This is a genomic window from Aquabacterium sp. (assembly GCF_029946005.1).
Lineage (GTDB): Bacteria > Pseudomonadota > Gammaproteobacteria > Burkholderiales > Burkholderiaceae_C > Aquabacterium.
Genome location: NZ_JAQSDR010000033.1, coordinates 62,603 through 89,222, shown reverse-complemented (window position 1 = coordinate 89,222; position 26,620 = coordinate 62,603). Strand labels below are relative to the sequence as shown.

Genomic DNA, 26,620 nt, shown 5'->3' with positions numbered 1-26,620 from the left:
CGGCGGCGCCTATTTTCATTGCGATATCGCAATCGTACAGTCAACCCATCGTCAACCCAATGAGGAAATGCAATGAACCCCACCGACACCCACGGAGCCCAGTCTTACGGCGTGACCCTGCTTCGCGTCAGCCTGGGCGTGATGTGGATCGCCCATGCGCTGCTGAAGCTGTTCGTTTTTACCTTGCCGGGCACGGCCCTGTTCTTTGCAAGCGTCGGCTTCCCCGGCTTCCTGGCCTACCCCGTGTTCGCTGCCGAACTGCTGGGCGGCCTGGCGCTGGTGTTCGGCGTCTATGCGCGCCAGGTATCGCTGGGCCTGGTTCCAGTCATGGCGGCGGCCGCGTCGGTGCACCTGTCCAATGGCTGGGTGTTCACCAGCCCCAATGGTGGCTGGGAGTACCCGGTGTTCTTGACTGTGGCATCCATCGCCCTTTGGTTGATGGGCGACGGTGCGATGGCCGTCCGGCGCAGCCGCCGCTTTGTGCCAGCACTTTGAGGAGAGGCCCATGACCGCCAAACTCACCCTGGTCAGCCACAAGCTGTGCCCCTACGTGCAGCGCGCTGCGATCGTCCTCGCGGAACAGGGCATCGCCTTCGACCGGGTCGACATTGATCTGGCTCACAAGCCCGACTGGTTTCTCACCGTCTCACCCCTGGGCAAGACGCCGGTGCTTCTCGTCAACGGCAGGCCGATCTTCGAATCGGCGGTGATCTGCGAATACCTCGACGAGACGGCATCACGCAGGCTCCATCCCCAAGACGCCTTGGAGCGCGCCCGGCATCGTGGCTGGATTGAATTCGGCTCGGCCGTATTGAACGCCATCGGTGGGTTCTACAACGCGCGCGATAAGGAAGCGCTCTTGGCCAAGGTGGCGAACATCCGCAGCATGTTCGAGCAGCTCGAAGCCGAGTTGGCCCAAGGTCCGTACTTTGGGGGTGAGCGCTTCACGATGGTGGATGCGGCGTTCGGACCGGTGTTCCGCTACTTCGACGTGTTCGAGCAGTTCGAGGACTTCGGGTTCTTCGCCCGCACCCCCCGCGTCCGTGCCTGGCGCGCCGCGCTGGCCGCAAGGGCATCAGTCCAAGCTGCGGCCAGCCCGTGCTATCCGACATCGCTGCGCACGTTCCTGCTGGCACGCGAAAGCGCGCTCTCTACGCGCATTCAAGCGTCTGTCGCCGCGGGCCAGATGTGAGTCTGGGACTTTCTGAAGTGCGCACCCCAACCGCTTTGATTCAACAAAATCTGCGTCATGGCCAACGGTTTGGTGGGACGACGGCCAGCTCGGCCGCCGGCCTCAGTACCGCAAACAGAACGATCGCCATGGCCGACAACCCGGCGGCCAGCGAGAACACCAGCACGGGTGATTTGGCCCAAAGCGCGCCAGCGATCAGCGAAGCGGGCAGATAGAGCAAGCCCGTGACGAAGTTGTAGATGCCGACAGCACTGGCGCGGCGTTCCGGCTCGATGTCGGCAATGAAGGCCTTGCTCTGAGCCTCGTCGATGGCGTAGAACACGCCGTAGGCCGCAAAGCCGACGACGACCTCCCAGCGGCTACTGGCCAGTATCAGCCAGACGTTGATCAACCCATACAGGCCATAGCCCACCATCACGATGGTGCTGCGGCCGATGCGATCGCCCAACATGCCCGCCAGCGGTGCAGAGATGACGCAGATGGTGTTGAAGAAGGCATACAGCAACACGATCTGCGCCACGCCAAAGCCCATGCTGTGCGCGCGCAGCAGCAAAAATCCCAGGCTGAAATAGGCCAGCGAAAAGGCACCGGCCGGAATCAGGAAGCGCTTGAATCCGGGGCTGAGCGCGCCCCAGTTCCGGGTCAGGCTCTCGCGCTCATGCGGTACGCCGGGCTGGTCCTTCATCAGTGACAGCAGCGCGATGCTCAGCAGCGCAGGCACAAAGGCTATCCAGAAAAGCACGCGGTAGGTGCCTGGAGATTCGCCTAGCCAGCTCAGCAGCCCATACGCGGCCAGCGGCCCCAGCACAGCGCCAGCCTTGTCCAGCGCCTTGTGCACGCCGAAGGCGTATCCGCGCGTCTTCTGCCCTGCCACGCTCGACAGCCACGCATCGCGCGGCGGGCCACGAAAGCCCTTGCCAAGGCGCTCGATCACGCGAAACAGACTCAGCCCGACCACCGAACTGGTGACCAGCAAAATCACCTTGGCCAACGTCGAGAAACCGTAGCCCGCCAAGACGTAGGCCTTGCGCTTGCCGCTGCGGTCGGACAACCAGCCTGCCAGGTAGTTCAGCGAAGAGGCCGAAAAGTCCGCCAGACCCTCGATCAGGCCCAGCAGGGCACTGGACGCGCCGGCCACACTGGTGAAGAAGATCGCAAAAACCGAAAAGATCATCTCGGAACTGAGGTCGGTCAACAGGCTGACGAAGCCGAGCTTCACGACGTCGGCAGGAAGCCGTTGCGGCCGTTGCGGATCAGGGCTTTTCAAAGTGTCTCCTCAGCATCACGCCATCTGAGTGATCGTCTTGCGAAACCTGGCCAGCGACAAGGCAAACAAGCCCGCCCCAATCACCAACAAAAACAAGAACGGTGGCCACACCACCTCGATGCCCGCGCCGCGAAAAAGAATCGCCTGCCCCAACTCCACGAAGTGCGTGGTCGGGGCCACCAGCATCAGGGTCTGAACCAGCACCGGCATGCTCTCGCGCGGGGTCATGCCGCCAGACAGCATTTGCAGCGGCATCATCGTCAGGATCAGCAGCATGCCGAACTGCGGCATGTTGCGCGCCACCGTGGCCATGAAAATGCCCATCGAGGTGGTGGCAAACAGGTGCAAGGTGGCGCCCGCCAAAAACAGCGCCACCGAGCCTTCAATCGGCACGCGCAACAAGCCCTGCACCACAAAGGCCAGCGAGGCGGCCGCCGAGACCAGCACCACCAGCCCCATGGCCCAGACCTTGGCCAGCATGATCTCGGTGGGTGTGACGGGCATCACCAGCAGGTGCTCGATGGTGCCGTGCTCGCGTTCGCGGATCAGTGCCGCGCCGGTCAGGATGATGGACAGCATGGTGACGTTGTTGATAATCTCCATCAAGGCGCCAAACCAGGCCTGCGTCAGCGCGGGGTTGAAGCGCATGCGCAGCGCCAGGTCAACCGGCGACACCGCACTGCCCCGCTGGCGCTGCACAAACTCGCTCACCTCGCCCACCACGATCTGCTGGGCGTAGCCGCTGCCCACAAACGCCTGGCTCATGCGCGTGGCATCCACGTTGAGCTGCAGCGCGGGCGACCTGCCCGCCAGCACATCGCGCTGGAAGTTGGGTGGGATGCTGAGCGCGAAGGTGTACTCGCCCGCGTCCAGGCCCCGGTCCACCTGCGCCGCCGAGATCATCGACGGCGTCTTGAACTGGGGCGGATAAAACGCCGACACGATGCGCATCGACAGCGGTGACACGTCCTCGTCCACGATGGCGATGGGCGCCATGTGCAGTGTTTCGGGTATGGCGGTGGCGGCGGTGTAGACCGACACGGTGAAGCTGAAGAAGATCAGCACCAGCATGGTCGGATCACGCACCAGGCTCCACAACTCCTTGATGCCCAGGCGGTAGATGTTGGCGATGCGGCGGCGCATGTCAGTCCCCCTGCTTTTTCAGCAGCGCCACGGTGGTGACCAGCAAGATGGGCACCGCTGCCAGCAGAGGCCAGATGTCGCCATGCAGGTCGGCAAAACCCAGCGCCTTGCTGAACACGCCGCGGCTGATGTTCAGCATGTGGCTGGTGGGGTAGATCTCACCGATCACGCGGCCCAGGCCCTCCAGCGAAGAGACAGGGTTGATCATGCCGCCGAACTGGATCGCGGGCAGCATGGTGCCAATCATCGTGAAGAACATGGCCGCGATCTGGCTGCGCGTGAAGGTGGAGGCCAGCAGGCCGATGCCGGTGGTCACCACGCAATACACCAGGGTGCTGAGCGCCAGGGTTGCGAAGCTGCCCTTGACCGGCACACCGAACACGGTCACGGCCAGCAGCATCATCAAAAAAAAGTTCAGCATCGCCAGCGCCACGTAGGGGGCTTGCTTGCCCAGCAAAAACTCGGTGCGCGTGACCGGGGTGACATAGAGGTTGATGATCGAGCCCAGCTCCTTTTCACGCACCACGGCCAGCGCGGCCAGCATGGCCGGCAGCATCAGCAGCAGGATGGGGATCACCGCGGGCACCATGGCGGGCAGGCTCTTGACATCGGGGTTGTAGCGAAAGCGCGTCTCGATGCTCACCGGGCTGGTCACGGCCGAGCCGGTCCGCGCGCGCGCCTGTTCAAACAGCCAGCCCTGGTGCATGCCTTGCACGTAGCCCTGCACGGTCTCGGCGCGCTGGGGCATCGCGCCATCGACCCAGGCGCTAATCTGCACCGGGGTGCCGCGCTGGGCATCGCGGGCAAATCCCGACGGGATCTCAATGGCCAACGACAACTCGCCATTGCGCATGCGCCGATCCAGCTCGGCATAGTCGGCGATCGGCGGCTTCTCGGCGAAATAGCGCGAGCCCGACAAGTTGAGGGTGTAGTTCTGGCTCAGCGTGGTCTGGTCGCGGTCGAGCACGGCGTAGCTCAGGTTTTCCACGTCCATGCTGATGCCAAAGCCCATCACGAACATCAGGATCACCGAGCCGCCCAGCGCCAGGGCCCCGCGCACGGGGTCGCGCTGCAACTCCAGGGCCTCGCGCCACATGTAGCTGATGGCGCGGGCCAGGCTGAAGGCGCGGCGGCGACGGGGCTTCGCGGCGGGCATCACCGGGCTGACCTCGGGCGCGGTCTTGGCCACGTCCGTCGGTGCGCCACCTCCGGCATCCATCAGGTGGCCGATGAAGGCCTGCTCAAGCGAGGTCACGCCCCGCTGTTGCACGATCTCGGCCGGTGTGGCGCTGACCAGCACCGCGCCCGCGTGCATCAGCGAGATGCGGTCACAGCGCTCGGCCTCGTTCATGAAGTGGGTGGAGATGAAGATCGTGACCCGGTCCTGGCGCGACAGCGTGATCAGCAGCTGCCAGAAGTTGTCGCGCGCCACCGGGTCCACGCCGGAGGTGGGTTCGTCCAGGATCAGCAGTTCGGGGCGGTGCACCATCGCCACCGCCAGCGACAGACGCTGGCGCATGCCCAGCGGCAGGCCGTCGGGCAAGGCATCAAGCACCTGGTCCAGCCCGAAGCGCTGGACCATCTCGGCCACCCGCGCTGGGATGTCCGCCTCGGCCACATGGAACAGCCGCGCATGCAGCACGAGGTTCTGGCGCACGCTCAGTTCGCTGTACAGCGAGAAGGACTGCGACATGTAGCCCACACGTCGGCGCGTGGCGATGTCCTTGGCATCGACTTCTCGGCCAAACAACCAGGCCTGGCCCTCGCTCGCGGGCAGCAGGCCGGTGAGCATCTTCATCGTGGTGGACTTGCCGCAGCCGTTCGAGCCCAGGAAGCCGAAGATCTCGCCCCGGCGGATGCGGAAGTTCACGTGGTCTACCGCGACAAAATCGCCAAAGCGCATCGTCAGGTTTTTGGCCTCGATGGCGATGTCTGCGCGGTCACCCTCATGCAGAGGCGGAATGCTCACCGCTTGGTGCCCGCGCCGCTTGGCTTCAGGCAGCAGGGCAATGAAGGCCTCTTCCAGATTGGGGCTGGCGCTGCGCTCCAGCAGTTCCTGCGGCGTGCCCGTGGCCAGGACCTGGCCATCATCCATGGCCACCAGCCAGTCGAAGCGCTGGGCCTCGTCCATGTAGGCGGTGGCCACGATCACGCTCATGCCCTTGCGCTGCTGGCGAATGCGCGCGATCAGGTCCCAGAACTGCGCCCGCGCCAGCGGATCAACGCCGGTGGTGGGTTCGTCCAGGATCAGCAGGTCAGGATCGTGGATCAAGGCGCAGCACAAGCCCAGCTTTTGCTTCATGCCGCCTGACAGCTTGCCAGCCGGTCGGTCCAGGAAGGGATGCAGGCCGGTGCTGCGCGTCAACTCATCAATGCGGCGGCGGCGCTCGGCGGTGCCATGGCCGAACAGGCGGGCGAAGAACTGGAGGTTTTCTTCCACCGACAGCGTGGGATACAGGTTCTTGCCCAGGCCTTGCGGCATGTAGGCGATGCGCGGGCAGACCTCGTCGCGATGCCGCTTGCGCGCCATGTCGCCACCCAACACCGCCACCCTGCCCTGTTGCACCGCGCGGGCGCCCGCCAGCAAAGCCAGCAGACTCGACTTGCCCACGCCGTCCGGGCCGATCAGGCCCACCATGTGGCCCGCCGGGATGTCCAGGCTGACGCCATCGAGCGCCACGGTTTTGCCGTAGCGCAAACCAACCCCCAGCAATTGCGCCACCAGCCCGTTGGCCGGGGCCTGGGGGGCGCCTTCAATCACTGCGGCACCTTGACCGTCAGTTCAGGCGGCCAAGGGGCCTGAGGATCGAGCTTGAGCCAGGCCACGCCCGGCAAGCCGGTCTTGACCTGCTGCAGGTGCTTGCGCAGCAGATCGGGGTCGATCTTGGCCTTGACGCGGAACATCAGCTTCTGGCGTTCGCTGGCCGTCTCCACGGTCTTGGGCGTGAACTGCGCCACGCTGGCGACGAAGGACACTTTGGCCGGGATCACATAGGCGGGCGCGGCATCAAGCACGATGTGCACCTCGCTGCCCAGGGCCACCTTGCCCGCGACAGTTTCGGGCAGGAAGAAGGTCATGGACACATCAGACAGATCGACGAGGTTCAGCACTTTGCCACCACCGCCCAACACCTCGCCCGGCTGGGCAATGCGGTATTGCACGCGCCCGGCACGCGGTGCCCTGAGCAGGCTGTCGGCGATGTCGGCCTGCACGCGCGCGATGGAGGCTTGTGCCGCGGTGACGGCCGAGCCCGCCCCCACGACCTGCGCTTTCGCGGCATCGATGGCCGCCTGTGCGGCAGCCACTTGGGCTTGGGCAGCCGCCACTGCCGCGTGCACGCTGCGAACTCGGGCACGGTCGTCGTCAAGCTCCTGCCGCGAGGTGGCGCCCTCGCGCGCCAAGGTTTCAGAACGCACAAGGCGCCGCTGGGCGGCGTCCAGCTCGCTCTCACGCTGAGCCACCAGCGCCTGAGTGGCCGCTTTGTCACTCACGCGCGCGGCCACCTGGGCCTCAGCACTGGCAACCGCATTGACGAGCTGCTGGTGCTGCGCGCGGGCTTCGTCGCGTTGCGCCTCCAGCGACTGCACCTGCATCTTCGCCAAGGGCTGACCGGCCGCGACGAACTCCCCCTCGGCGACCATGATGTCGTCAACGCGGCCCGGGAGCTTAGTGGCCACATCCACCTCGGTGGCTTCGATGCGGCCATTGCCACTGACGAAGCCCGCACCGGGGCCAGCGGTCTTCAAGCGGGCCCAGCCGTAGTAGCCCGCCAAAGCGAGCGCCGCCACGATCAGGAGGGGAATCAGTTTGGGCTTGAGGTTGGGGATCATGAGAGGGTTAACTCTAGTGCAAGCTTTGACCCTGTGGACTGATGCAGGTCAAGCCACCTGTCGGCCCATCCGATTTAAGCTGCCCCCCACCAATCAAAAAAGGACACAGCATGCACACCCCCACCAAACTGATTTCAACCCTCATTTTTGCTCTGGCTGCTGTTGGCAGCTCGTTCGCCCAGGGCAAAGAAGAAGACCACAAGGCACACCATCCCCAAGCGGCTGCCAGCATGGCCTCCAAGCCTGCCGGGATGGGCAGCATGCATGACATGCATGAAAAGCATCAAAAGGAAATGACGAAGATCCACGGCACCAAGAACGCGGCCAAGCGCCAGAAGCTGATGGACAAGCACATGAAGGAGATGCATGAGCACATGGACCAGAACGGTGGCATGGACAAAGACGGGAACATGGGCATGATGGGCAAGGACGCCCCAATGGGCGCCAAGCCAATGCAAGGTGCTGCCAGCAAGTAAGGCCACCTCGCGGGGTCACTGAGGCGGGTCCGCAGGGCCAAGCCCCCCGATGGGGCATGGGGTCATTGGTCTGTGGGTACGATCCCCGCATGACCAAGCTCAAAATCGATTTTGTCTCTGACATCTCCTGCCCCTGGTGCGCCATCGGGCTGTCGGCCCTGGAGCAGGCCTTGGATCACCTTCAAGGCGAGGTGTCGGCCACCTTGCAGTTTCAGCCCTTTGAGTTGAACCCGCAGATGCCCCCCGGTGGCCAGGACATTGGTGAGCACCTGGCCCAAAAATACGGCTCGTCGCCCGAGCAGCAGGCCCAGATCCGCGAGACGATTCGCCAGCGGGGCGCCGAGGTCGGCTTCGACTTCAGCCCAGCCGGGCGCGGCCGCATTTACAACACCTTCAACGCGCACCGCCTGCTGCATTGGGCCGGTGTGGAGCACGCGGGCCAACAACTGGCCCTGAAAAAATCCCTGCTGCAAGCCTGCCACCGTGAGCGCCAGAGCATGGAATCGCCCGAGGTGTTGCTGGCTTCGGTCCGCGAGGCCGGGCTGGACGAGCAACGCGCGCAGGCCATCCTGAACAGCGCAGAGTTCACCGACGAGGTGCGGGCGCAAGAGGCGTTTTACACCAACAGCGGCGTCCATTCAGTGCCCGCGGTGATCATCAACGACGAGCACCTGATCTCGGGCGGGCAGCCCGTTGCCGTGTTCGAGAATGCCTTGCGCCAGATCGCGGCGCAGTTGGCCCTCAACGAATCAGGGCCGCGCCCTTGATCTGCGCAAACACCGCCTGGCCTGGCACCAGGTTCAAGGCGTCGCGCGAGCGCCGTGTGATGCGGGCCAGCAGCACGGGCGCCGGTTGGGCAGCACCACCATCGGGCGACTGAAGGCGAAGCTGCAAGGTCACCGTGTCGGGGCCGTCGTCTCGCAAGGCCTCGACGTGGGCGGGCAGGATGTTGACGATGCTGCTGTCGGCGCGGTGGCTCAGGGCCACGCTCACGTCGCGGGCCAGCACGCGCACGCGCACGGCTTGCCCCACGGGGGCCAGGTGCAGGCCCACCCACAACGGCAGGCCGCTCACGTCGATGCGGCTTTGCCCGTAGCGAGCATCGTGCTCGGCCACCGTGCCAGGCAGCATCACGCTGGCTTCGTCCAGTTGGCTCAAGGGCAGGTCCAGCCGGGCCAGCAAGTCTCGGGCAGAGCCACTGGCCACCACCCGCCCGACCGACATCAGCACCAGGTGGTCGGCCAGTCGAACGGCCTCATCCAGGGCATGGGTCACGTAGATCAGGGGCACGCCGGACTGTTGGTTCAGGCGCTCCAGAAAGGGCAGCACCTCGGCCTTGCGTTGCGCGTCAAGCGCGGACAAGGGCTCGTCCATCAAGAGCACGCGCGGGCTGGTCAACAGCGCCCGCGCGATGGCCACGCGCTGCCGCTCGCCACCCGACAATCGATCAGGCCGACGGTCCAGCAGGTGGGCAATGCCGAGCAGGTCCACGGCCTCGTCCATGCTCACCCTTCGATCAGCCTTGGGCGTGCGCTGCAAGCCATAGTGCAGGTTGCCCTGGACCGTGAGGTGCGCAAACAAGCTGGCCTCTTGAAAGACGTAGCCAATGGGGCGCTGGTGGGTGGGCAGGAAGTGGTGGCCGTTTTGCCAGACCTGGCCGTTCACCTGCACCGAGCCTTGGGCCCTTTCCAGCCCCGCCAGGGCGCGCAGCACGGTGGTCTTGCCGCAGCCCGAGGGGCCCAGCAACACGCTCACGCCCTGCCCTGGCAGCCTCAGGGACACATCCAGCGCAAAGCCGCCGGGATAGCTCAGTTTGAGGTCGACCTGGATGTCAGACATGAGCCGCCCCTTGTTGGCGCAAGGCGCGCCCGTTCAAGAAGTACAGCAGGAACATCACGGCAAAGCCAAAGCCAGCCATGCCTGCCGCCAGCAGGTGCGCCTTGCCGTAGTCCATGGCCTCCACGTGCCCGTACAAGGCCACCGACAGCACGCGTGTGGCACCGGGGATGTTGCCGCCGATCATCAGCACCACGCCGAACTCACCCACCGTGTGCGCAAAGCCCAGCACAGCAGCCGTCAAAAATCCGGGTCGGGCCAGGGGCAGGGCCACGGTCACAAAGCGGTCCCAGGGGCTGGCGCGCAAGGTGGCGGCCACTTCCAGCGGGCGCGAGCCCAAGGCTTCAAATGCCTGGTGCAACGGCTGGACCACGAAGGGCAGCGAATGCAGGATGGACGCCACCACCAGCCCCCAAAAGGTGAAGGGCAACAGGCCCCAACCCAGCCAATGCGTCAAGCGGCCCACCGGCCCTTCCGGCCCCATCAGCATCAAGAGGTAAAAGCCGATGACGGTGGGCGGCAGCACCAGGGGCAAGGCCACCAAGGCCGCCACCGCGCCCTTGAGCCGCGAGTGCGTGCGGGCCAGCCACCAGGCGATGGGCGTGCCCAGCAACAACAGCAGTGCGGTGGTGACGCTGGCCAACTCGGCGGTCAGCCTCAGCGCTTGCAGGTCATCGGCGTCCAGCATCACAGGCCGTAACCGTAGGCCTTGATCACGGCCTGGGCCTTGTCGCCGCGCAGGTAGGTCATCAAAGCGGCGGCGGCCGGCTTGCCTTCGCCTTTCTTGAGCACGGTGGCATCTTGCAAGAGGGGGTCGTACAGCTTGGCGGGCACCACCCACCATGAGCCCACGGTGGGCTTGTCAGGCGGGGCCACTTGAGACAAGGCCACGAAGCCCAGTTCGGCATTGCCGGTGGCGATGAACTGGTACGTCTGGGCAATGCTGTCGCCCTGAACGAACTTGGGCAGCAAGCTGTCGTACAGGCCCAGGGCCTTCAAGGCTTGCTCGGCCGCAGCGCCATAGGGGGCCAGCTTGGGGTTGGCCAGCGCCAGGTGCTTGAAGCCGCCCTTGCTCAAGACCTGACCCTGCTTGTCCACGAAGCCCGGCTTGGCGCTCCACAGCACCAGCGTGCCTTTGGCGTAGGTGAAGTGCTGGCCTTTGACGGCCAGGCCCTCGTCTTCCAGCTTCTTGGGGGTTTCGTTGTCGGCGGCCAGCAGCACCTCGAACGGCGCGCCTGATTTGATCTGCGCGTAGAACTTGCCCGTGGACCCGGTGATGGCCACGGCGGTGTGGCCGGTGTCGGCCGCGAAGTCAGCGGCGATTTTTTGAAAGGGCCCGACGAAGTTGGCGGCCACGGCCACTTGCACCTGATCGGCCTGCGCCGAGCAGCCCATGAGGGAGAGCACACCCGCCAAAACCAGCCTGTTCATCACCCGCTCCTGCATACATGGGCCTCCATGATGACCCATGAATGGGTTCAAACGCTGGCGGCGGCGTGCGTGAAGCACTTCTTCGGACAGATCTTGGAGCAAGCCGTGCAACCAATGCACAGCGCCTGCTTCGCGATGGTCATGACCTTCTTTTCGTATTCTTCGTCGTCGTCATCGTCATCGGACGCGATGGCAACGCGCTCGCCCTCGGCGTCCAGGCCCACCAACTCCAGCACACCACGCGGGCACACTTTGAAGCAACGGCCACAGCCGATGCAGTTGGCCTCGTTGATCTGCTGAACAAATTGGGGCTCCCAGGTTTCACCGCTGGGCATGGTGATGAAAAAAGTGCTCATGGCGTACTCGCGGCGGCGGCCTTGCGGGCCTCGGTCAGGGCAGCGTGGGCATCGTGGCAACGCTGGGCCACGCTCAGGATGTTTTCCCAATGGGTGGGCAGGTCTTCTGACAGGTCGTGCAGGTCCATCTTGGCCTGCGTGGCCTGGGCGTTCAGCTTCCTGATCCTGAGCTTGAGTTCATCGGCGTCCATGCGGGTCTCTCCTGGCGCTCAGGCACCGTAGTTGGCCACGTCGGGGTATTGGCGCACCATGGCGATCCCCTCGGACAGGTACTTGCCGCCCTGCTCGGCCAACTTGGCCAGTGAGGCGAAGCCGAAGCGGTGCACGTCGCGAAGCTGCTTGTTGAACACGACCAGGCGACCGGCCAGCAGCACCAGGCGGCCAAAGCCTTCATGGCTCATCTTCATCATGGGGCTGACCATGTTGCCGGTCTCGCGCTCGATGGCCACGCCCACGGCGTTGTAGAACAACTCCATGCGCCACAGGATCTCGGGGTCGGGGTCGCAAATGATGGGCAACTCGCGGCGCTGCTCGGCGCTCAGGATGTAGGGGCCGAGCAAAGCCAGGTCCGACTTGCCCTCCCAGGCGCCGTGGGTGTCTTGCGCGCGCAGCACCTTGATGAGTTCGCTCACGAAGGGGGTGGCCATGAGGGCCTCGTCCGTTGGCGTGGTGGGTGCGTCCAGTGTGGCTTCAGCCATGATTGACCTCGTCTTCGTCTTCAAAGTTGGGGGTGGCGTTGTCAAGGCCCTTTTGCAGGGCCTTGCGCAACCAGGGGGGTGGCGTGCCCTTGAGCACGTCTTGCAGCTTTTCAAGGATGTCCAGGATGGGCTCGGGCTGGGCCACCTTGATCGGATGGATCTTGCTGGCGACCACGCGGGCGGCAGCCGAACCGCCAATGGCCGCCACGTACAAGATGGCGCAGTCCTTGATGGCTTCCAGCTTGGGGGCCAGCTTGTCTTCGTCGCCGTCTTCTTCCAGCTTGCCGCCGAACTCGAAGTTCTCGACGAAGGTGTAGCCCGCCGGGGTCACGTCGTAGACCAGGATGTTTTTGGCCCAACCAAAGTGCGCGTCCACGCGCTGCTTGTCCTGGGTGCTGAAGGCAATTTTCATGGTTCGACTCCGTCAAGGGTCAGGGGCGAGGTCAGCTCGGGCTCGGCCACGATGGGCCGGGCCACGCGCTGGGCGATGTCGGGCAAGGGCCAGCTGCCCTCGTGGGCGTGCGGGATGTGGGCCATCATCAAATTGGCCACCTCGAAGATGAACTGGCGCGTGCCTCGGTAGCCCACCATCACGCGGTGGGCATTGCCGATGCGGTCAAAGATCGGAAAGCCCAGGCGCAGGAAAGGCTTGTTCAGGCGCTCGGCGGCCTGGCGTCCGTGGGAATGTGTGATCAACAGATCGCAGTCGGCGGCGCCTTTTTCCAAGTCTTCCAGGTCGCCCAGCAAGGCGGTGTCGGCGGGCAGTTGCGCCAGCACCGCAGAGTGCGTGGTGGTGACACAGCAGGTGAGCAGCGCGCCCATCTCGTTCAGCAATGAGCCCGCGGCGAACATCAGGTCGGGCTCGGCCCCAATGGCCACCTTCACGCCGCCCAGGTAGAAGTGGCCATCCAGCATGGCATCCAGCAACTGGCTGCGCTGGCGGCGGTACTTGGCAGGCACGGGCTGGCCGCTCAGCTCGGACAGCAGCATCAAGAGGCGGTCATTGCACTCCAGGCCGGTCAGCCGATCGAACAGGTGGTAGGGCGTGCCGGTGAGCGCCTCCAGCGCCGAGGCCGCATCGCGCATCTGCTCACCAATGGCCAGTGTGGCCACCGACGTGGCCAGGCCGCGGACCTCGTCCAGCGTGGTACCGCCCAGGGTGGTGCCGCGCCAGTCGGCAGGGATGTGCCCGTCCAGCGATCCGGACACATCGGGCAAGGTGATCACGCTCAGGCCAAAGGCTTGGATGATTTCCTTCAGCTCGTCCAGATCGCCCGGTGTGAGATGGCTGCCGGGCAGCAAGTTGACCTGCCGGGCCACACGCTCTTGCCCGATGAAGGCCTGCTCGCCCGTGACCGGGGCCACCACGCTTTTGATGATGCCGGTCACGGCGTGACGCCAGCCGTCTTCAAAAGCGCCCACGTAGTCGGGCGTCGATACGTAGACCAGGGCCGTGTCCTGCAACTCGGGTTTGCGTTGCAGGGCCGTGGCCAGGTAGCCGTCCACGTCGTCGCCCTTGGTTTCGGTGAGGCCAGTGGAGCAGATGGCGATGATGGCGGGCGCGGCGCGCTTGCGGATGTTGAGCAGCGCGGCCTCGATGTTCTCGTACCCACCCATGATGGTGGTGACTTCGTTCATGGCGGTGGTCTGCAGCGGGATCGCCTCCTTGAAATGGCGCACCAGCAGCACCAGGCCAAACGAGGTGCAGCCTTGCGAGCCATGCATCACGGGCATGCAGTTGTCCAGGCCCATGAAGGCGTAGCTGGCGCCCAGGGGCTGGCTCATCTTCAAGGGGTTGACCGTGCAGGCCTTTTTGGATTCGAGGGTTTTGGCCATGGCGGGCTCCTTCAGACGGCCAGCAGGCCAGCGTCGGCTTCGTCCCACGGGGCGGGGATGCGAACCTGCTGCCACACGGGGTTGTAGAGCGCCTTGTCGATCTCCTCCACCAGCTCGACCATGCCTTCGTAACCGGCATAGGCGTGGTGTCGTTCCTGGTTGATGTCCAGCCAGGGCATGCGCGCCTTCAGGGCGATGAACTGCGAGCGGCCGCCCGACAGCATGATGTCAGCGCGGGCATCGCGCAGCATGTTGTACATCTCGCGCGGGGTCATGTCGTCAATCATGTGGGCGTCGTCACCCATGATTTCCTTGATCTTTTCCTTGTCTTCCTTGGTGGATTTTTTGACCGAGGTGCCCACGATTTCCATGCCCACCTCTTGCAGGGCCGACACCACCGACCAGCTCTTGACGCCGCCGGTGATCAGCAGCACGCGCTTGCCGTTCAGGCGCGCCTTGTAGTACTCCAGCCGTTTCCAGGCACGGGCCTCTTCGACCTCGACCAGGCGCTCGGTGCGGTCGATCAGATCAGCCCCGGCGCCACGCTGCACCAGCAGGCTCGCGATCTGACGCAAGGTCTCGCTGGTGTCGCCAATGCCGTAGAACGAACCTTCGAAGTAAGGGATGTCCCACTTTTGCTGCATGCGCGTGGCGATGTTGATCATCGACTTCGAGCACACCATCATGTTGACCTTGGCGCGGTGGCTGCTGGCCACCTCGTGGTAACGGCCATCGCCCGAGATGCACGACAGGATGCGCACGCCCAGGGCATCGAGCAAAGGCTTCACCTGCCACAACTCGCCCGAGAGGTTGTACTCGCCAATGATGTTGATGTCGTAAGGCGTGGTGAAAGCGGGCTCTTCGGTGCCGATGACGTAGTCCAGGATGGCCTCCCCGCCCAGCTTGTTGCCCAGGTTCTTAGGGCCTGCAAAGCCGGGGCTGTTGACGGGGATCACGGGCTTGCCGAACTTTTCGCTGGCGCGTTTGCACACGGCCTCGATGTCGTCGCCAATCAGTGCGGTCACGCAGGTCTGGTAGACGAACACGGCCGGTGGATCGTATTTTTCGATGATCTCGCGGACGGATTTGAACAGGCGCTTTTCGCCGCCGTAGATCACGTCCAGCTCGCTGATGTCGGTGGTGAAGCCGGTGCGGTACAGCTGCGATCCGGACGAGGCGCTGTGCCGGTTGTCCCAGGAGTTGCCTTCGCAAGCGATGGGGCCGTGCACCAGGTGGGCCACGTCCACGATGGGCTGCAAGGCGATCTTGGCGCCATCAAATGCGCAACCCCCTGCGGCCGCGCCGGGCGAGAGCTGCTTGGTGCAGCCCTTCTTGCGCTCTTTCGCGCTTTTGCCAACGTTCTTGTCGCAGCCCGGTTCGTCAAAAACTTCGGCGATCTTTTGCTTGAGCGATGCAGACATGGTCAACTCCAGATGCGACGCGTCACACGTCTTCGGCCAGCACTTCCAGGGACAACAACTGTTCTCTCAGGGCGTGGCGCGCACGCCAGCCACCCAAGGCTTCAAACAAGGGCTCTTGCCCTTCAATGGCGGCAATGGCCTGCTGGTCCGTCCAGTACACGCGGTGGATGCCGGTGCGCTGGCCCAGGGCGGCCAGACAGGCCTGCTCCAACTTGATCGGCTCGGGCTGGTAAATCCCTGCACCCAAGAGGTGGTCGGCGCGAAACAAGCTGGTGTCCCAGCCATGCTGATCGCCCAGCGCGGCGATCGCGGGAAAGGCTTGCCGGGCGGCCTCGTCCAGCGGGCCATCACGCACCAGGTCCATCAGTTCACGCGCTGAAATCTCGTCAAACACTTCCCACGGCTGCAAGGGGTCCTGGGCCTGCACCTTGCGCAGCAGGTCCTGCCCATCAAAGGTAAACCAGGCCTGGGCTTCCTGAGGCCCCTGGATTTCCAGCACGTAGATCATGGCCGCCCCTTCACTCCACGCCTTCGGCCTGCGCCTTGGCCCAGATCACTTTGCGAAAGCGCTCGGCAATGGCGACCGGGTCGTTGACGAAGGCGCGCCTGGTCGTGTCCATGGCCCCTTGCGCGATCGCGGCCTCGTCATGGCGCAAAGGCACACGCCCCGCCATGTGGGTCGCACCGGGCACGGCCTTCTGGATGGCCTGGCGGTTGGGGTGCTCGATCAAGGGCACCAGGGTGTCGGCCTCGGGCCGCCCGCCCAGGCAGAGCTGGCCATCGATCACCTCGACCAGGCGACCGTCCTGGGTGGTTTTGACATAGGTGGAGGTGTTGGCATCCATGGTCAGAAACTCACCACGATGTCTTCATTGCGGACAATGAACTGACAGGCCAGGCGCCAAGGTGGCGGCATGTCTTTGGTCTCGGCATCCTCTATCTGCTGGGCCGTGATCTTGCCGGCCAGCTTGAGCACCGTCTTCTCCTTCTGGGTCAAGGCGACGCCGTAAGGCGCATTGCCCGACAGCACGCTGACCTGCACTTGGCAGGAGCCGCATTCGCCGTTTTCGCATTCGAACTCGACCGGCACCTTGTTCGCCTTGGCCAAGGCCAGCAAGGTGCTGGTGTCGCCAGCGATGGCATACACCGTCAGGTCTTTCTTCATGATCGGGGAAGTGAAGGTCACGTTGGCCATGGTGATCTCGCAATTTGCAGTTCAGAAGAAAATCCTCCGGTGGCCGGACTCAGCACCGGCGCCCGGAGGTCCCACATCAGCGGATGATGTCGTACGAGTAGTCGGTCTTGCCGGGCACGATGGTGTTGGCATCGAGCGCCTCGAAGTACTCGTCCAGCAGCGTGATCAACACGCGCATCGCACCGTCGTAACCCCAGATGGGATAGCGGTGGTAGTGGTGGCGGTCAAAGATGGGGAACACCATGCGGATCAGGGGCACGTTCGTGTCACGCTCCAGGTACTTGCCGTAGGTGTTGCCGATCAAGAAGTCCACCGGCTCGGTGTGCAGCAAGGAGCGCAGGTGCCACAGATCGCGCTTGGGGTAGACCTTGCAACCCTTGCCATAAGGCGACGAATCAAACAGGGCCCTCACCTTCTTTGCCCAATCCTCCGTGCCATTGGTGGCCAGCACGTGGGCAGGCTCGGCGCCCAGCTCCAGCAGGAACTGCGTCATGCCCAGCATCTGGTCAGGGTCGCCATACATGGCATAGCGCTTGCCGTGCAAGTGAGCCTGGCTGTCGGCCATGGCGTCGACCAGTTGACCGCGCTCCAACTCCAGCTCGGCCGGGATGGGTTTGCCGGTGACCTTGGACAAGGCCATCAGGAACTGGTCGGTGCCCGTCACGCCGATGGGGCTGTTGAGCACCACCACCTCGTGACCCTTGGTCTTGAGGTACTTGATGGTTTTTTCGCTGCAAAACTCCTGGAAGACGATGGTGGCCTTGGCGTGCAGGCCGCGGACCACGTCTTCCTTGGTGGTGCCGCCCTCGTACATGCGGAACTCGCCATCGGTGGGCGTGTTCCACACTTCAGACGGGTCACAGATGATGTTGTAGTCGATGCCGAACAGGCCGAAGATGCGCTTGATCTCCTTCATGTTGCCGACCACGAAACCATCGAAGCCGCCGATGAAGTTGACCGTGTCGTTGGGCACGCGCTCCAGGGCAGGCACGGTGCCGGCCTTGCCATCCCAGAAGTGCTGCAAGATGCCCAGCACGGCGTTGTCGTAACCCGTGATGTGGCTGCCCACAAAAGCGGGGGTGTGTGCAAACGGCACATCGAACTCGGCGGGCACGCTGCCTTTTTCCTTCGAGGTTTTGATGAAGGCGTTCAGGTCATCACCAATCACCTCGGCCATGCAGGTGGTCGACACGGCGATCATCTCGGGCTTGTAGAGGTTGTAGGTGTTGGCCAGGCCATCGACCATGTTGTTCAGGCCGCCGAACACAGCCGCGTCCTCCGTCATGGACGAGGACACGCAGGAGGTCGGCTCCTTGAAGTGGCGCGAGAAGTGCGAGCGGTAGTACGCCACACAGCCTTGCGAGCCATGAACGAACGACAGGGTCTTGGCAAAACCGTTGGCGGCGTACACCGCGCCCAGCGGTTGGCAAGCCTTGGCGGGATTGACGGTCAAGGCTTCGCGGGCGAAGTTCTTTTCCTTGTAGTCCTCGGTCTTGGTCCATTCGACGATCTGCTTGATCTTGTCGTCAGGGTGGTTGAACTCGAAGGCTTTCTTGCCTTCGAGCATCTCCACGTATTCCGGTTCACGGAACAGGAACTCGTGGTCCAGGATCTTGTCTGCGCTTTGTGGCATGGTGATTCTCCAGTCGGTGTCTATCGGGGTCAGGCGGCAGCGAGTGCCTTCCAGGGCGCACGGGTCAGGCCCCAGATCGGGCTGCTGATGGCCATGTCCATGTCACGCGCAAAGATCGCGAAGCCGTCATAGCCGTGGTACGGGCCGGAGTAGTCCCAGCTGTGCATTTGGCGGAAGGGCACGCCCATCTTCTGGAACACATACTTCTCCTTGATGCCCGAGCCGATCAGATCGGGCTTGATCTTCTCGACAAACTGCTCGAACTCGTAGCCGGTCACGTCGTCATAGATCAGGGTGCCGTCTTTGACGTAGTGCGTGGTGCGCTGGTAGTCGTCGTTGTGGCCGAACTCGTAGCCGGTGCCGACCACGTTCATGCCCAGGTCTTCATACGCGCCAATCACGTGACGGGGGCGCAGGCCGCCCACAAACAGCATCACGGTCTTGCCTTCCAGGCGGGGCTTGTACTTGTCGATCACAGCCTGCATCAAGGGCTGGTAGCGTGCGATGACTTCTTCGGTTTTGGCCTTGATGGTGTCGTCGAAGTGGCTGGCGATTTCGCGCAGGGACTTCTCGATCATGGTCGGGCCGAAGAAGTTGTACTCCACCCAAGGGATGGCGTACTTTTCTTCCATGTACCGGCTGATGTAGTTCATCGAGCGGTAGCAGTGGAGCACGTTGAGCTTGGCCTTGGGGGTGTTTTCCAGCTCGGCGATGGTGCCGTCGCCGGACCACTGAGCAATGACGCGCAGGCCGATTTCTTCTAGCAGGATGCGGCTGGACCAGGCATCGCCACCGATGTTGTAGTCGCCAATGATGGCCACGTCATACGGGGTGGCTTCGAACTCGTGCTCTTTCTTGGTGTTGCCTTCGAACACCCAGTCGCGGATGGCGTCGTTGGCGATGTGGTGGCCCAGCGATTGGGAAACGCCACGGAAACCTTCACAACGCACCGGCACGATGGTGTGGTTGTTGTGCTCTTTGGACTTCTTCTTGGACACCGCTTCGATGTCGTCACCGATCAGGCCGATGGGGCATTCGGACTGCACCGAGATGCCTTTGTTCAGCGGGAACAGCTCTTGAATTTCGTCAACGATCTTTTCCAGCTTCTTGTCACCGCCAAAGACGATGTCTTTTTCCTGGAAGTCGGACGTGAATTGCATCGTCACGAAGGTGTCCACACCGGTCACGCCGATGTAGTAGTTGCGCCGTGCCGCCCAGCTGTACTGGCCGCAGCCGACCGGGCCGTGCGAGATGTGGATCATGTCCTTGATCGGGCCCCACACCACGCCCTTGGAGCCTGCATAAGCGCAACCGCGGATCGTCATCACACCGGGCAATGACTTGATGTTGGACTTGACGCCGCAATCGGGCTTGCCTTCTTCAAAGGTACCCAGGTGCTTGGCGCGCCGTTTGGCCATCTTCTCGGGATAGGCCTTCAGGACTTCATCAATCAAGGCCTTGTTGGTGGCCTTGCGTTCTTCAACGGTCATGCTCATGGTGGACTCCGTGATGTGCATTCGGGGATGGACCGAGGGAGAGGCCCCTCGGCCCCCCCTCCCTACTTAGGCTGCCAGCTCGGCAGCGGCTTTGCCGACTTGGGTTTCGTCGACCGTCTTCATGATCCCGTGCTCCATCAGCAGGTCTTCCAGCTGATCCATCGTGATGGGGGTGGGGATGGTGCCGTTACCGGCGTTCGCATGGATCTTCTGAGCCAGCACGCGGTACTCTTCGGCCTGCTTGGATTCAGGCGCGTACTCCAGCACGGTCATGCGGCGCAGCTCGGCGTGCTGCACGATGTTGTCGCGTGGCACGAAGTGGATCAGGCGCGAGCCCAGCATCTTGGCCAGCGATTCAGCCAGTTCCAGTTCCTTGTCGGTCTGGCGCTCGTTGCACACCAGGCCGCCCAGGCGCACACCACCCGAGTTGGCGTACTTCAAGATGCCCTTGGAGATGTTGTTGGCGGCGTACATGGCCATCATTTCGCCGGACATGACGATGTAGATTTCCTGGGCCTTGTTCTCGCGGATGGGCATGGCGAAACCGCCGCAAACCACGTCGCCCAACACGTCGTAAGACACATAGTCCACGCCCTCATAGGCGCCGTTTTCTTCCAGGAAGTTGATCGAGGTGATCACACCGCGACCAGCGCAACCCACTCCGGGTTCCGGGCCACCGGATTCCACGCAGCGGATGTCGCGGTACCCCACCTTCATGACGTCTTCCAGCTCCAGGTCCTCCACCGAACCGGCTTCAGCGGCCAGCGACAGGATGGTGTCCTGGGCCTTGGCGTGCAGGATCAGGCGGGTCGAGTCGGCCTTGGGATCACAGCCGACGATGAGGATCTTCTGACCCATCTGGGCCAGCGCAGCCAAGGTGTTTTGTGAGGTGGTGGATTTTCCGATGCCACCCTTGCCGTAAAAGGCGATCTGTCTCAATGAAGCCATTTCAGTTCTCCAGAAAAGCTGAGGTTTAAAAGCAGGTTGCGAAGCCGCGACCCTGATGTGCCTTTGGTGTCGTTGTAGGTCTTCGTATCGCCACGTTCTGGCCAGACATGGTCTGCGCAGGGTCTCTATCGCAACTGCCGTGCCACCACACTCCAACTCATTCAAGCCATTGATTTCATTGATGAATATGGCTTTTTACGCAGCAGCAAAGCCCTTTGATTTGTTTGTTCGGAACCCGACAAAACAGATCATTCGCGTCGTGAACTTCACATGTGCGACGAGGGCGGCCCGCCCCCGTTTCACCCTGCCTCATAGGAGCGGTGGGCGCACGGGATCACTGGTATGCCGATTGCATTAGTGGGGCACATGAACCCCACGACCATCGCCCCGCCGCCTGCCAACCCGCACTACGAGCAAATCGGTGGTGAGCAAGGCATTGGCCAGTTGGTCGAGGCCTTCTACCGATTGATGGACACGCTGCCACAAGCCGCCAGCATCCGGGCCATGCACGAGCCCGATCTGGCCATGACCAAACGAATCTTCAAGCTGTTCCTGAGTGAATGGCTGGGCGGACCCCATGGGTATTCAGCCCAGCGAGGCCACCCCCGACTGAGACAACGGCACATGCCCTTTCACATCGGGGTGGCCGAGCGCGATGCCTGGCTGCTCTGCATGAGCGGCGCATTGCAGGAAGTCGTGCCTGACGCAGTGTTGCGCGAGCAGCTCATGCAGGCATTTTTCAAGACGGCGGATTTCATCCGCCAAGACCGACCGAGTTGACCCTGAAGGAAACCACCATGAGCCTGACCATCGAACAGACCCCCATCGAAAAAACGGCCCTGGGCCGCTTGGACAAGGGTCGACACCTGCAAAACCCTGTGTTCAAGGGCCTCACGCACAAGCCAGGCCGCTTCGGCTTTCGCGGTGAACTGGCCTTGCGGTTTTCAGCCCAACTGGCCGACGAGGCCCGCCCGCCCGAGCTGACCTGCGACCAGGTGATGGCGATTGCCTTGACGGGCGAAACCACCATCCCCTTCTTCGCAGGCTACCTGCTGTCGTTCGAACATTTGAAGGACGTGGCCGAAGTGCTGGGCAGCGCGCTCACCGCAGGCGGCAAGTACTTCCTTTTCTGCAACAACATGGACCTGAGCAAGAAGTACCAGGTGCCTTACAAAGGCGCCATGTTCTACGTGCTGCCGCTGGACGAGGGCACGGTCTACAACGAGTTGCTGGAGTTGCTCTACCTTGAGAAGAACGACCTCAAGAAGCTGGACACCGCAGGCAAGCTGGACGCCATTGCGGACACCGCCCTGAAGTACGACATCACCTTCGACACCATCACCTATGCCGAAGGACTGAGCTTGATGGGCCCGGTGCGCAACCCGAACGAGAACCGGCCGGTTTGACCGGGCCAGGCCGTGCATGGGCTACTGGAAGTAGCCCAGCATGCGCTCAATCGCCATGGTCAGCGGTGTCTGCATCATCGGCAGGGTCAGCCACAGCCCCGTCAGTCCCACACCCAAGGTCAAGGGGAAGCCGATCGAGAAGATGTTCATCTGCGGCGCCACGCGCGAGATCAAACCCATCACCAGGTTGACCAGAGACAGCATGGCCACCACGGGCAATGACACCCACAGGCCGATCTTGAAGATCTCGGCGCCCCAGACCTGAGGCTGAATCACGCTCAAGAAAGCCAGCGGTTGCGGCGCAACGGGAAAGGTGTTGAAACTGTGCACCACGGCCGCGGTGAGCAGCAAGTGGCCATTCATGACCACGAACAACCACGCGGCACAGGTGCCATAAAAGCGGCTCACGGCGGTGGCCTGGCCGCCGCTCATGGGATCAAAAAAGCTGGCGAAGTTCAAGCCCATTTGCAGGCCCACGATTTCACCGGCGAACTCGATGGCGGCAAACACCACGCGGGCGGCAAAGCCCATGGTCAGGCCGATGAGCACCTGCTGCGCCAGCACCATCAAGGCTTCGGGCGAGTTGAGGGCCACCACGGGCATCTCGGGCAAAGTGGGTTGGGCGGCCAGCACGATCAGCACGGCCAGGCTCATGCGAACCCGCCTGGGAATCGCGCGCATCGACAAAATCGGCGCGGACGTGAACAAGCCCAGCACGCGAAAAAATGGCCACAGCCAAGGCGTGATCCACGCCATCACCTGGGCTTCGCTGAAAGTGATCACCCTTCAGCCCACCACGTTGGGGATCGACTGCAGGACTTGCTGGATGTAGTCCACCAGAGTGCTGAGCATCCATGGCCCGGCAATGCCCAGGGTGGCAAACGCGGCCAACAGCTTGGGCACGAAGGACAAGGTCGCTTCGTGGATCTGTGTGGCAGCTTGAAAGATGCTGACGATCAGCCCCACGGCTAGCACCACCATCAGGATGGGCGCGCACACGGTGAGCAACACCAGCAAGCCATCTCGACCAATGGTGAGAACTTGTTGCGGATCCATGGCCTTTGCCCCTTCCTGCTACTGCGCAAAGCTGGCGGCCAGTGAACCCAACAGCAGGTTCCAGCCATCGGCCAACACGAACAGCATGAGCTTGAAGGGCAAGGCCACCATCACGGGTGACAGCATCATCATCCCCAGGCTCATCAGCACACTGGCCACGATCATGTCGATGACCAGGAAGGGGATGAAGATGAGGAAGCCAATCTGGAAAGCGGACTTGAGTTCGCTGGTGACAAAGGCCGGCACCAGCACGCGCAGCGGCACAGTCTCGGGCTTGACGTCGCCTTCGATCTTGGCCAGGCGCACGAACAGGCCCAGGTCAGACTGGCGCGTTTGTTTGAGCATGAACTGGCGCATGGGGCCTTGGCCACGGTCCATCGCTTCGCTGAAGCTGATCTGGTTGGCGGCGAAGGGCTCGTAGGCGTCTTTGTAGACCTTGTCCAGCGTGGGGCCCATGACGAAAAGCGTCAAGAACAGTGAGAGGCCGACGATAACTTGATTGGGCGGCGCAGCTTGCGCACCAATGGCCTGGCGCATCAGACTCAGCACGATGACGATGCGCGTGAAGCCCGTCATCATCAACAGTAGCGCGGGCAGAAAGCTCAGCGCCGTGAAGAACAGCAAGGTCTGGATGGGCACCGAGTAGTTGGTGCCACCCGCGCCCTGCCCGATCAGCAAGGGCAAACCGCCGCCCGGCGTGGGCACGGTCTGGGCCATCACGGCCACCGAGCAGGCAGCCAGCCCCAGGGCCACAGCCGTGGCCTTCAAACGCTTCGAAAAATGCATGAGGTGTCCTGGTCGGTCGCTCGTCAAGTCCTGGGCGTGTCCCCGGCGTCTGAAGCGCGGCGGAGCAAGATCGGGAACGTCGAGGCGGTTCCCTCGCGCTCTGCCTGCTCCTGGCTGTCCTGCGTGGGCTGCAGGCTGTGCAGGGCCGTGATGCTGTGCGCGGTGACGCCCAGCACCAACCAGGTCTTTTGATCGCCCGCGCCCAGCTCGACGGTGACGAGGCGCTGGTTGGGACCCAGTGACAACTGGCTCACGGTCTTGAGCACCGCATCGCCAGCGCCCATGCGGTTCTTGGCCAGGCCCGATTTCTTCAAAACGTACAAGCTCAGCGGGATCATGGCCACGATGAACACGAACCAGAAGATGAGCATTCCTGTTGATTGCATAGAGGTCTCCTTGTGCTGAATGGGTCAGTTGCCGCGACTCAGGCGGCGCATGCGCTCGGACGGCGTCACGATGTCGGTCAAACGAATGCCGAACTTGTCATTCACCACCACCACTTCACCTTGGGCAATCAGGAAGCCATTGACCAGCACGTCCATGGGCTCGCCGGCCATCGCATCCAGCTCCACCACCGAACCCTGGGCCAATTGCAGGATGTTCTTGATGGGGATGCGCGTGCGGCCCAACTCCACCGTCAGCTGCACGGGGATGTCCAGGATCATGTTGATGTCGTTGCCCGCCGGATTGATCGACGAGGCCGCGGCGAAATTGGCAAAGGCAGCCGGTGTGCCTTGCGCGGCCGGACTGGCCACTTCGCTGGCCGAGCCGAAGATGTCATCGGCCGACTCGGTCGATGTGGTCTGCTGCGCCAGCGCGGCTTCCCACTCTGCGGCCATCGCGTCCTGTTCTGCGTTCGGGGCGGCGTCGGCGGAAGTCGTTTCGGGTTCAGTGTCAGACATGTTGGTCTCCCAGCCAACCGTGGTTGGCCGTGGTCAGTAGCTTGTCAATGCGCAAGGCGTATTTGCCGTTGGAAGTGCCGTAGTAGCACTCCAGGATGGGTACACCGTCCACCTTGGCTTCAATGAGTTTTTCAAGGTCCAGCTCGATGAAGTCACCGGGCTTGAGGGACAGCAGTTGCTCCACCGTGGCCGGGGCATGGGCCATCTCGGCCACCAGTTCCACTTCAGCCGCCTGGATCTGCTGCGTGAGCAGCTTCACCCAACGGCGATCAGGCTCGGCCGAGTCACCCTGGATCGACGAAAACAGGATGTCGCGGATCGGCTCCAGCGTGGAATAGGGAATGCAGATGTGGATGGTGCCGCTGGCATCGCCAATCTCTAGCGTGAACGAGCAGCACACCACGATCTCGGCCGGTGTGGCGATGGTGGCGAACTGGGGCTGCATCTCCGAGCGCTGGTATTCCAGCTCCAGGGGATAGATGCCGCGCCAGGCCTTTTTGTACTCTTCGGAGATGACCTCGATCAGGCGCAGGATGATGCGTTGCTCGGTGGGCGAGAAATCACGCCCTTCGATGCGGGTGTGGTACTTGCCGGCGCCGCCAAACAGCGAGTCGATCACGGCGAAAACCAGCGTGGGATCGCAAACCACCAGGCCCGAACCGCGCAGGGGTCGGATGGCCACGATGTTGAAGTTGGTGGGCACCACGATCTCGCGCAGGAAGGCGCTGTACTTCTGCACCTTGATGCCACCCACCGACACTTCAGGCGACTTGCGGATCAGGTTGAACAGACCAATGCGGATGTTGCGGGCAAAGCGCTCGTTGACGATTTCCATCGTGGGCATGCGCCCGCGAACAATGCGCTCCTGATTCGCGAGGTTGTAGTCGCGAATGCCCTCTTTGGGCACGTCTTCCTGCTCAAGCTTCTGGCTTTCACCAGTGATGCCTTGCAGAAGGGCGTCGACTTCGTCTTGCGAGAGGATTTGCTGATTCATGGCCTGGCTACTGCGGTTGGCTCACTGAACGATGAAGTTGGCGTAGTTGACTTTGACGATCGGGTTGTACTGCTCGACCTTCTTTTTCTTCTTCTTTTTCTTCTTGGGGGGAGCGTCTTCATCGGTCGCTTCATCGGCGGCCGCGTCCGGGGCTTCAGGCTCGTCGATCTCGTAACCCATGGCGCGGGCGGCCTCGCGGCGAATTTGCTCGGCCAGTTGCTCCTTGCCTTCCTGAGTCAGCAGCTGATCAGAGGTTTTGTGCGACAAGATCATCAGCACCGCGTTGCGGATGGCGGGCATGTAAGTCTTGATTTCCTCGGCAACCTTCGGATCGTCTACCTGCAGGGTCAGGCCGATCTGGGCGAAGCGTTCGGTTTCCTTGTCGGCCAGGTTGACGATGAACGGGTCCAGCGGCACAAAGGCCGGTGGAGTGGCGTGCTCGTCCTTGCCATGCTTGGGCTTGGGCGCCGCTTTGGCGTGCGAGCTTTCGGCGGTATCGCCATCCTCACCCTCAGCGACTGCAGCCGCTGCCGCAGCGTTTTTCTTCATGATGAAGACCGCGGCGCCCCCACCGATCACCACCAGCAGCAACACGGCCGCCACGATGATGATGATGAGCTTTTTTGGCCCCTTCTTAGGGGCATCGCCTTCGGCAGGCGCCGCAGCGGAAGCAGCTGACATTCGCAAATCTCCTGGAATTCAAGCCTTTCGACCCTG

General features: G+C 62.9%; 32 protein-coding genes. 6 read left to right on the top strand and 26 right to left on the bottom strand.

The window, feature by feature from the left end; all coding sequences use genetic code 11:
• The first annotated feature begins 72 nt into the window (after positions 1–72).
• A complete protein-coding gene (locus tag PSV38_RS16340; protein WP_300549231.1) occupies positions 73–495 on the top strand; it encodes a DoxX family protein in 423 nt (140 codons plus the stop codon).
• 10 nt (positions 496–505) lie between these two features.
• Complete coding sequence (locus PSV38_RS16335) at positions 506–1,192, top strand: glutathione S-transferase family protein (RefSeq protein ID WP_300549230.1); 687 nt, start codon at positions 506–508, stop codon at positions 1,190–1,192.
• Between the two features lie 55 nt (positions 1,193–1,247).
• Here PSV38_RS16335 and PSV38_RS16330 read toward each other — a convergent pair whose 3' ends face one another.
• The 4 genes from PSV38_RS16330 to PSV38_RS16315 are packed head-to-tail and all read right to left on the bottom strand — an operon-like array spanning position 1,248 to position 7,433.
• Positions 1,248–2,459 carry an MFS transporter gene (locus tag PSV38_RS16330; RefSeq protein WP_300549229.1) on the bottom strand — a complete coding sequence of 404 codons (1,212 nt, stop codon included), beginning with the start codon at positions 2,457–2,459 and terminating at the stop codon, positions 1,248–1,250.
• 15 nt (positions 2,460–2,474) lie between these two features.
• Positions 2,475–3,602 carry an ABC transporter permease gene (locus tag PSV38_RS16325; protein ID WP_300549228.1) on the bottom strand — a complete coding sequence of 376 codons (1,128 nt, stop codon included), beginning with the start codon at positions 3,600–3,602 and terminating at the stop codon, positions 2,475–2,477.
• A 1-nt stretch (position 3,603) separates the two neighbouring features.
• Entirely contained in the window at positions 3,604–6,324 is a 2,721-nt protein-coding gene (gene rbbA, locus PSV38_RS16320) for a ribosome-associated ATPase/putative transporter RbbA (protein ID WP_300549412.1), read from the bottom strand.
• Positions 6,325–6,359: 35 nt separating this feature from the next.
• The gene (locus PSV38_RS16315) at positions 6,360–7,433 is read right to left on the bottom strand and encodes an HlyD family efflux transporter periplasmic adaptor subunit (protein WP_300549226.1); all 1,074 of its coding nucleotides are present in this window, start codon (positions 7,431–7,433) and stop codon (positions 6,360–6,362) included.
• Between the two features lie 110 nt (positions 7,434–7,543).
• Between PSV38_RS16315 and PSV38_RS16310 the strand changes: the two genes are divergently transcribed.
• Both PSV38_RS16310 and PSV38_RS16305 read left to right on the top strand, forming a co-directional pair.
• Complete coding sequence (locus PSV38_RS16310) at positions 7,544–7,909, top strand: hypothetical protein (RefSeq protein WP_300549225.1); 366 nt, start codon at positions 7,544–7,546, stop codon at positions 7,907–7,909.
• Positions 7,910–7,998: 89 nt separating this feature from the next.
• Positions 7,999–8,676, top strand: coding sequence for a DsbA family oxidoreductase (locus PSV38_RS16305; RefSeq protein ID WP_300549223.1), 678 nt, complete (start codon positions 7,999–8,001; stop codon positions 8,674–8,676).
• On the opposite strand, the gene modC is transcribed toward PSV38_RS16305, so the two are convergent.
• The 15 genes from modC to nifH all read right to left on the bottom strand — a co-directional run bounded on the left by modC (position 8,651) and on the right by nifH (position 20,759).
• Positions 8,651–9,748 carry a molybdenum ABC transporter ATP-binding protein gene (gene modC / locus PSV38_RS16300; RefSeq protein ID WP_300549221.1) on the bottom strand — a complete coding sequence of 366 codons (1,098 nt, stop codon included), beginning with the start codon at positions 9,746–9,748 and terminating at the stop codon, positions 8,651–8,653. The two genes, PSV38_RS16305 and modC, sit on opposite strands and share 26 nt — an antisense overlap.
• Positions 9,741–10,433 carry a molybdate ABC transporter permease subunit gene (gene modB, locus PSV38_RS16295; protein WP_300549219.1) on the bottom strand — a complete coding sequence of 231 codons (693 nt, stop codon included), beginning with the start codon at positions 10,431–10,433 and terminating at the stop codon, positions 9,741–9,743. The genes modC and modB overlap by 8 nt, the downstream gene beginning before the upstream one ends.
• Positions 10,433–11,176 (bottom strand): molybdate ABC transporter substrate-binding protein, encoded by a 744-nt coding sequence (modA, locus tag PSV38_RS16290; RefSeq protein ID WP_300549218.1) that lies wholly within the window; start codon positions 11,174–11,176, stop codon positions 10,433–10,435. The genes modB and modA overlap by 1 nt, the downstream gene beginning before the upstream one ends.
• A gap of 47 nt (positions 11,177–11,223) precedes the next feature.
• Positions 11,224–11,532, bottom strand: a complete 309-nt coding sequence (gene fdxB, locus PSV38_RS16285; protein WP_300549216.1) for a ferredoxin III, nif-specific — start codon at positions 11,530–11,532, stop codon at positions 11,224–11,226.
• Complete coding sequence (locus PSV38_RS16280) at positions 11,529–11,723, bottom strand: CCE_0567 family metalloprotein (RefSeq protein ID WP_300549214.1); 195 nt, start codon at positions 11,721–11,723, stop codon at positions 11,529–11,531. The genes fdxB and PSV38_RS16280 overlap by 4 nt, the downstream gene beginning before the upstream one ends.
• An 18-nt stretch (positions 11,724–11,741) precedes the next feature.
• Positions 11,742–12,230: a NifX-associated nitrogen fixation protein gene (locus PSV38_RS16275; RefSeq protein WP_300549212.1), complete on the bottom strand. Its 489-nt coding sequence runs from the start codon at positions 12,228–12,230 to the stop codon at positions 11,742–11,744.
• A complete protein-coding gene (nifX, locus tag PSV38_RS16270; RefSeq protein ID WP_300549210.1) occupies positions 12,223–12,642 on the bottom strand; it encodes a nitrogen fixation protein NifX in 420 nt (139 codons plus the stop codon). Before nifX ends, PSV38_RS16275 begins: the two co-directional genes overlap by 8 nt.
• A complete protein-coding gene (gene nifN, locus PSV38_RS16265) occupies positions 12,639–14,066 on the bottom strand; it encodes a nitrogenase iron-molybdenum cofactor biosynthesis protein NifN (protein WP_300549208.1) in 1,428 nt (475 codons plus the stop codon). The genes nifX and nifN overlap by 4 nt, the downstream gene beginning before the upstream one ends.
• An 11-nt stretch (positions 14,067–14,077) precedes the next feature.
• Entirely contained in the window at positions 14,078–15,487 is a 1,410-nt protein-coding gene (gene nifE, locus PSV38_RS16260) for a nitrogenase iron-molybdenum cofactor biosynthesis protein NifE (RefSeq protein ID WP_300549207.1), read from the bottom strand.
• A gap of 22 nt (positions 15,488–15,509) precedes the next feature.
• Positions 15,510–15,995 (bottom strand): hypothetical protein, encoded by a 486-nt coding sequence (locus tag PSV38_RS16255; RefSeq protein ID WP_300549205.1) that lies wholly within the window; start codon positions 15,993–15,995, stop codon positions 15,510–15,512.
• 10 nt (positions 15,996–16,005) lie between these two features.
• On the bottom strand, positions 16,006–16,332 hold the full coding sequence (locus PSV38_RS16250) for a hypothetical protein (RefSeq protein ID WP_300549203.1): 327 nt from the start codon (positions 16,330–16,332) through the stop codon (positions 16,006–16,008).
• 2 nt (positions 16,333–16,334) lie between these two features.
• Entirely contained in the window at positions 16,335–16,682 is a 348-nt protein-coding gene (locus tag PSV38_RS16245) for a 2Fe-2S iron-sulfur cluster-binding protein (RefSeq protein ID WP_300549202.1), read from the bottom strand.
• A gap of 76 nt (positions 16,683–16,758) precedes the next feature.
• Positions 16,759–18,315: a nitrogenase molybdenum-iron protein subunit beta gene (gene nifK / locus PSV38_RS16240; protein ID WP_300549200.1), complete on the bottom strand. Its 1,557-nt coding sequence runs from the start codon at positions 18,313–18,315 to the stop codon at positions 16,759–16,761.
• 29 nt (positions 18,316–18,344) lie between these two features.
• Positions 18,345–19,811 carry a nitrogenase molybdenum-iron protein alpha chain gene (gene nifD, locus PSV38_RS16235; RefSeq protein ID WP_300549198.1) on the bottom strand — a complete coding sequence of 489 codons (1,467 nt, stop codon included), beginning with the start codon at positions 19,809–19,811 and terminating at the stop codon, positions 18,345–18,347.
• 66 nt (positions 19,812–19,877) lie between these two features.
• Positions 19,878–20,759 carry a nitrogenase iron protein gene (gene nifH / locus PSV38_RS16230; protein ID WP_300549196.1) on the bottom strand — a complete coding sequence of 294 codons (882 nt, stop codon included), beginning with the start codon at positions 20,757–20,759 and terminating at the stop codon, positions 19,878–19,880.
• A gap of 366 nt (positions 20,760–21,125) precedes the next feature.
• Here nifH and PSV38_RS16225 point away from each other — a divergent pair, with 366 nt between their 5' ends.
• Positions 21,126–21,539: a group II truncated hemoglobin gene (locus PSV38_RS16225; RefSeq protein WP_300549194.1), complete on the top strand. Its 414-nt coding sequence runs from the start codon at positions 21,126–21,128 to the stop codon at positions 21,537–21,539.
• Positions 21,540–21,556: 17 nt separating this feature from the next.
• Entirely contained in the window at positions 21,557–22,165 is a 609-nt protein-coding gene (locus PSV38_RS16220; RefSeq protein ID WP_300549192.1) for a hypothetical protein, read from the top strand.
• Positions 22,166–22,186: 21 nt separating this feature from the next.
• Here PSV38_RS16220 and fliR read toward each other — a convergent pair whose 3' ends face one another.
• The 7 genes from fliR to PSV38_RS16185 all read right to left on the bottom strand — a co-directional run bounded on the left by fliR (position 22,187) and on the right by PSV38_RS16185 (position 26,584).
• A complete protein-coding gene (gene fliR / locus PSV38_RS16215) occupies positions 22,187–22,948 on the bottom strand; it encodes a flagellar biosynthetic protein FliR (protein ID WP_300549190.1) in 762 nt (253 codons plus the stop codon).
• A 3-nt stretch (positions 22,949–22,951) separates the two neighbouring features.
• Positions 22,952–23,221 (bottom strand): flagellar biosynthesis protein FliQ, encoded by a 270-nt coding sequence (fliQ, locus tag PSV38_RS16210; RefSeq protein WP_300549188.1) that lies wholly within the window; start codon positions 23,219–23,221, stop codon positions 22,952–22,954.
• An 18-nt stretch (positions 23,222–23,239) separates the two neighbouring features.
• Positions 23,240–23,938 (bottom strand): flagellar type III secretion system pore protein FliP, encoded by a 699-nt coding sequence (gene fliP / locus PSV38_RS16205; protein WP_300549409.1) that lies wholly within the window; start codon positions 23,936–23,938, stop codon positions 23,240–23,242.
• A 92-nt stretch (positions 23,939–24,030) separates the two neighbouring features.
• Positions 24,031–24,393: a flagellar biosynthetic protein FliO gene (locus PSV38_RS16200; protein ID WP_300549186.1), complete on the bottom strand. Its 363-nt coding sequence runs from the start codon at positions 24,391–24,393 to the stop codon at positions 24,031–24,033.
• A gap of 24 nt (positions 24,394–24,417) precedes the next feature.
• The gene (gene fliN, locus PSV38_RS16195) at positions 24,418–24,909 is read right to left on the bottom strand and encodes a flagellar motor switch protein FliN (protein WP_300549184.1); all 492 of its coding nucleotides are present in this window, start codon (positions 24,907–24,909) and stop codon (positions 24,418–24,420) included.
• Positions 24,902–25,903 carry a flagellar motor switch protein FliM gene (fliM, locus tag PSV38_RS16190; protein ID WP_300549182.1) on the bottom strand — a complete coding sequence of 334 codons (1,002 nt, stop codon included), beginning with the start codon at positions 25,901–25,903 and terminating at the stop codon, positions 24,902–24,904. Before fliM ends, fliN begins: the two co-directional genes overlap by 8 nt.
• 21 nt (positions 25,904–25,924) lie before the next feature.
• Entirely contained in the window at positions 25,925–26,584 is a 660-nt protein-coding gene (locus tag PSV38_RS16185; protein ID WP_300549180.1) for a flagellar basal body-associated FliL family protein, read from the bottom strand.
• Positions 26,585–26,620: the final 36 nt, after the last annotated feature.

Excerpts from the sequence above, each read along its gene's own strand:
- PSV38_RS16280 (WP_300549214.1), bottom strand. The coding sequence starts at position 11,723 with ATGGACGCCGATGAACTCAAGCTCAGGATCAGGAAGCTGAACGCCCAG.
- fliN (WP_300549184.1), bottom strand. The coding sequence starts at position 24,909 with ATGTCTGACACTGAACCCGAAACGACTTCCGCCGACGCCGCCCCGAAC.
- nifD (WP_300549198.1), bottom strand. The coding sequence starts at position 19,811 with ATGAGCATGACCGTTGAAGAACGCAAGGCCACCAACAAGGCCTTGATT.
- fdxB (WP_300549216.1), bottom strand. The coding sequence starts at position 11,532 with ATGAGCACTTTTTTCATCACCATGCCCAGCGGTGAAACCTGGGAGCCC.
- PSV38_RS16310 (WP_300549225.1), top strand. The coding sequence starts at position 7,544 with ATGCACACCCCCACCAAACTGATTTCAACCCTCATTTTTGCTCTGGCT.
- PSV38_RS16185 (WP_300549180.1), bottom strand. The coding sequence starts at position 26,584 with ATGTCAGCTGCTTCCGCTGCGGCGCCTGCCGAAGGCGATGCCCCTAAG.
- PSV38_RS16335 (WP_300549230.1), top strand. The coding sequence starts at position 506 with ATGACCGCCAAACTCACCCTGGTCAGCCACAAGCTGTGCCCCTACGTG.
- PSV38_RS16245 (WP_300549202.1), bottom strand. The coding sequence starts at position 16,682 with ATGGCCAACGTGACCTTCACTTCCCCGATCATGAAGAAAGACCTGACG.
- PSV38_RS16250 (WP_300549203.1), bottom strand. The coding sequence starts at position 16,332 with ATGGATGCCAACACCTCCACCTATGTCAAAACCACCCAGGACGGTCGC.
- modC (WP_300549221.1), bottom strand. The coding sequence starts at position 9,748 with ATGTCTGACATCCAGGTCGACCTCAAACTGAGCTATCCCGGCGGCTTT.
- PSV38_RS16200 (WP_300549186.1), bottom strand. The coding sequence starts at position 24,393 with ATGCAATCAACAGGAATGCTCATCTTCTGGTTCGTGTTCATCGTGGCC.
- PSV38_RS16325 (WP_300549228.1), bottom strand. The coding sequence starts at position 3,602 with ATGCGCCGCCGCATCGCCAACATCTACCGCCTGGGCATCAAGGAGTTG.
- PSV38_RS16275 (WP_300549212.1), bottom strand. The coding sequence starts at position 12,230 with ATGGCTGAAGCCACACTGGACGCACCCACCACGCCAACGGACGAGGCC.
- modA (WP_300549218.1), bottom strand. The coding sequence starts at position 11,176 with ATGAACAGGCTGGTTTTGGCGGGTGTGCTCTCCCTCATGGGCTGCTCG.
- nifH (WP_300549196.1), bottom strand. The coding sequence starts at position 20,759 with ATGGCTTCATTGAGACAGATCGCCTTTTACGGCAAGGGTGGCATCGGA.
- fliQ (WP_300549188.1), bottom strand. The coding sequence starts at position 23,221 with ATGGATCCGCAACAAGTTCTCACCATTGGTCGAGATGGCTTGCTGGTG.
- PSV38_RS16255 (WP_300549205.1), bottom strand. The coding sequence starts at position 15,995 with ATGATCTACGTGCTGGAAATCCAGGGGCCTCAGGAAGCCCAGGCCTGG.
- fliP (WP_300549409.1), bottom strand. The coding sequence starts at position 23,938 with ATGGCCCAGACCGTGCCCACGCCGGGCGGCGGTTTGCCCTTGCTGATC.
- fliM (WP_300549182.1), bottom strand. The coding sequence starts at position 25,903 with ATGAATCAGCAAATCCTCTCGCAAGACGAAGTCGACGCCCTTCTGCAA.
- nifX (WP_300549210.1), bottom strand. The coding sequence starts at position 12,642 with ATGAAAATTGCCTTCAGCACCCAGGACAAGCAGCGCGTGGACGCGCAC.
- PSV38_RS16315 (WP_300549226.1), bottom strand. The coding sequence starts at position 7,433 with ATGATCCCCAACCTCAAGCCCAAACTGATTCCCCTCCTGATCGTGGCG.
- nifE (WP_300549207.1), bottom strand. The coding sequence starts at position 15,487 with ATGTCTGCATCGCTCAAGCAAAAGATCGCCGAAGTTTTTGACGAACCG.
- modB (WP_300549219.1), bottom strand. The coding sequence starts at position 10,433 with ATGCTGGACGCCGATGACCTGCAAGCGCTGAGGCTGACCGCCGAGTTG.
- nifN (WP_300549208.1), bottom strand. The coding sequence starts at position 14,066 with ATGGCCAAAACCCTCGAATCCAAAAAGGCCTGCACGGTCAACCCCTTG.
- PSV38_RS16340 (WP_300549231.1), top strand. The coding sequence starts at position 73 with ATGAACCCCACCGACACCCACGGAGCCCAGTCTTACGGCGTGACCCTG.
- PSV38_RS16220 (WP_300549192.1), top strand. The coding sequence starts at position 21,557 with ATGAGCCTGACCATCGAACAGACCCCCATCGAAAAAACGGCCCTGGGC.
- nifK (WP_300549200.1), bottom strand. The coding sequence starts at position 18,315 with ATGCCACAAAGCGCAGACAAGATCCTGGACCACGAGTTCCTGTTCCGT.
- PSV38_RS16305 (WP_300549223.1), top strand. The coding sequence starts at position 7,999 with ATGACCAAGCTCAAAATCGATTTTGTCTCTGACATCTCCTGCCCCTGG.
- PSV38_RS16225 (WP_300549194.1), top strand. The coding sequence starts at position 21,126 with ATGAACCCCACGACCATCGCCCCGCCGCCTGCCAACCCGCACTACGAG.